The organism is Corallococcus sp. CA054B (assembly GCF_003611625.1).
GTDB lineage: Bacteria > Myxococcota > Myxococcia > Myxococcales > Myxococcaceae > Corallococcus > Corallococcus coralloides.
Genome location: NZ_RAVY01000365.1, coordinates 1 through 2926, shown reverse-complemented (window position 1 = coordinate 2926; position 2926 = coordinate 1). Strand labels below are relative to the sequence as shown.

3 protein-coding genes are annotated in these 2926 nt (G+C 72.9%); 2 read left to right on the top strand and 1 reads right to left on the bottom strand.

Going from position 1 to position 2926, the window contains the following annotated elements:
- Positions 1-65 precede the first annotated feature (65 nt).
- Both D7V80_RS40610 and D7V80_RS40605 read left to right on the top strand, forming a co-directional pair.
- The gene (locus D7V80_RS40610; RefSeq protein ID WP_120593110.1) at positions 66-1091 is read left to right on the top strand and encodes an SAM-dependent methyltransferase; all 1026 of its coding nucleotides are present in this window, start codon (positions 66-68) and stop codon (positions 1089-1091) included.
- Between the two features lie 90 nt (positions 1092-1181).
- Positions 1182-1886 (top strand): diguanylate cyclase domain-containing protein, encoded by a 705-nt coding sequence (locus D7V80_RS40605; RefSeq protein ID WP_120593109.1) that lies wholly within the window; start codon positions 1182-1184, stop codon positions 1884-1886.
- A 24-nt stretch (positions 1887-1910) separates the two neighbouring features.
- On the opposite strand, the gene D7V80_RS40600 is transcribed toward D7V80_RS40605, so the two are convergent.
- The gene (locus D7V80_RS40600; RefSeq protein WP_120593108.1) at positions 1911-2828 is read right to left on the bottom strand and encodes a M23 family metallopeptidase; all 918 of its coding nucleotides are present in this window, start codon (positions 2826-2828) and stop codon (positions 1911-1913) included.
- Positions 2829-2926 lie beyond the last annotated feature (98 nt).

Sequence of the window (2926 nt, the reverse complement as noted above, 5' to 3'; positions counted from 1 at the left end):
GCTCCGCCCCGGCCCCCATCGCCTCGCCCGCGCCGCGCATCCCACCTCGGGCGCGCGTACCATCCATGCCCGCACAGACGCTGGCGGCCCAGCCGGGCCGGTGGCTGTGGACCTGCCGGGAGGGCTTCGAGTCGCATCTGTTCGAGGAGCTGACCTGGGCTGGAGCGGGCCCCCGCCTCCTGGGGCCTGCCCTGCTGGAGTCCGAGCAGCGGCCGGAAGTTCCCCCCGCCTTTGGCCGGGCGGTGGAGAAGGTCGTCGCCACCTGGGCGCCCCCGGGTGGAGCCCAGGTGCCGGTGGAGGACCTGGTGGCGGCGATGTCCGGGCTGCCCTCTCGGGTGCCCTGGCTCGTGCGGGCCTACACGCCGGACAGCGCGAAGGGCAACACGCAGGCGGGCCGCGCGGAAGCGCTGGAGGCGGCGGTGCGGGCCGCGCTCCCCGCGGGACGCGTGCTGGAGGACGACGGCCGGGCGCGCGAGGCGGGGGCCCTGCTGGTGGGCCTGTGCGTCGCGCCGGACGGGGTGCTGAGCTTGGGCGCGGTGAGCGCCCGTGAGGCCCTGTCGCTCGCGCCGGGCGGGCGGCGGCGGATGAAGCGCGCGGGCGAGTCCCCTTCCCGCGCGGCGATGAAGCTGGAGGAGGCGCTGGACGGGCTGGCGCATGAGCCCGGGCGCGGCGACGTCTGCGTGGACCTGGGCGCGGCGCCGGGCGGCTGGACGCAGCGGCTGGTGGCCCGAGGGGCGCGGGTGGTGGCGGTGGACCCCGCGAAGCTGATGCCGGAGCTGGCGAAGAACCCGCGCGTCCAGCACGTGCAGGAGAGCGCCTTCGCCTACGCCCCCGAGGAGTCCGCGGACTGGCTCTTCTGCGACATGGCGTGGCGGCCCCTGGAGGTCGCGCAGCTGCTGGCCAAGTGGGGCCGGCGCCGCTGGGCACGCAACCTGGTGGCCAACATCAAGCTGCCCATGAAGGACAAGAACCCGCTGCTCCTGCGGGTGCGCCAGACGCTCGTGGACGACGGGGGCTGGGAGGGCCTCACCGTCCGCCAGCTCTACCATGACCGGGACGAAGTCACCGTGACGGCCCATCGCATGCGCTGAAGGCTCCGCATGCGCTGAGGGCAGTGGAGCGGGCGCGCAGGAGAAGCTTTCCTGCGCCCGGGGCGGGTCCGCGCTACACACGCGGACACGATGCCCTACTCACTCGACGACGCCACCGCCACCGCCCTGGTCGCCCTCCACCCCCGGGCCGCGCGCCCGGGGCACGCCCAGGAGGCGCCGCAGGCGGCCGCCCAGGAGCTCATCGCCGCCGAACAGCGCCGGCGCGGCCAACCGGATGCCACCGGGGCCATGCACGTGCTTGCCCTCACGCAGGGCACGCTCCTCAAGGAGGAGTTCGACCTGTCCACGCACGCGCACCACGACGGCTGGCGCGTGGGCGCGCTGATGGTGGACGTGAAGGAGATGATCCACTTCAACGCGCGCTTCGGCTTCCCCGCCGGGGACGCGCTGCTCAAGGGCGTCGTGGCGTCGCTCGGCGCGCAGTACCCGGGCGCGCGCATCGTGCGCTTCCAGCCGGACGGGTTCGCGGTGCTGCTGCTGCCCACGTCCCAGCTCACCGTGCGCGAGGACAGCGCGGAAGCGACGCGCGCGAAGCTTTCGGAGGACCTGCGCCCCGCGCTGCCTCCGGGCGCCTCTGACACCGACGTGCCGGGCTTCACCGTGGCGCTGCTGGAGCTGACGGTGCACCAGCCGTCGCACTGGCAGGTGCTGGGGCCGCTCCTGTGGGCGGAGGTGGAGCGGGCCTACATCATGGAGCGCACCGGGCGGACGCACGGCCTGCAGCGGCGGCGCCTGCGCCTGGATGCGTTCCTTCCGGAGCCGGAAGGAACCTGACCGCGTCCCCGGACGACTCGACGCCTACTCTTCGAGGATGAACTTGCGCGGGTTCTGCGGCACGCCGTTCACGCGCACCTCGTAGTGCAGGTGGGGGCCGGTGGAGCGGCCGGTGTTGCCCACCGCCGCGATGGTCGCGCCGCGCTTCACCCGGTCCCCGGCCTTCACCAGGATCTTGGACAGGTGGCCGTAGCGCGTCTTGATGCCGTAGCCGTGGTCGATGACGAGCACGTTGCCGTACCCGCCCTCCAGGCCCGCGAACACCACCGTGCCGTCAGACGGCGCGGTGACTTCCTTGCCGTGCGGCGCCGCGATGTCCAGGCCCGCGTGCGTCACCCGGTCCGCCGTGTACGGGTCCAGGCGCTGACCGAAATCGCTGGTCACCCAGCCGCGCGCCGGCCACACCGACGGCGTGGAGGCCAGCAGCGACTTCTGGTCCTGGAAGTAGGCCTGCAGGTCCTGGAGGCTCAGCTCCTGACGGGTGGCCTCCGCGGAGAGCCGGTCCAGGCGGCCCAGCATCATCTTGGGCGTGTCCGTGGTGGTCAGCTGGGTGAACTGCGTGTCCGTCGTGGGCGCCGCGGTGCCAGCCTCCGGCTCCGTGGGGCCCATGGCCAGGTTGCGCTGCGGGTCCGACAGCAGCGTCACCGCGCGCAGCTTCTGGTCGAAACGCTCCACGCGGTCCAGCGTCGAACCGATGTGCTCGATGCGCTCACGCACCGACTTCAGCTGCGAGCGCAGCGTGAGGTTCTCCTCACGCAGGATGCGGTTCTCCGACGCGTCCGCCGCCACCTGGAGGTAGTGGATGCTCGCACCGGCGCCCAGGCCCGCCACCAGCATCAGGCCCATGCCCACCTGCACCAGCCAGGAGCGCTGGATGGTGTAGCGCTTCACCGGAGCGTCGTGGTCCGGGATGACCATCAGCGTGAAGGACTTTTTGGCCACGGACCACTCCTGGGGAAACTCTTTCTCAACGTGGGACTTCCGGCGCCAGAAGCTAAGTCGCTCCCCGCGCGCGCAACACCTCCCCCACCCGCCGCCCC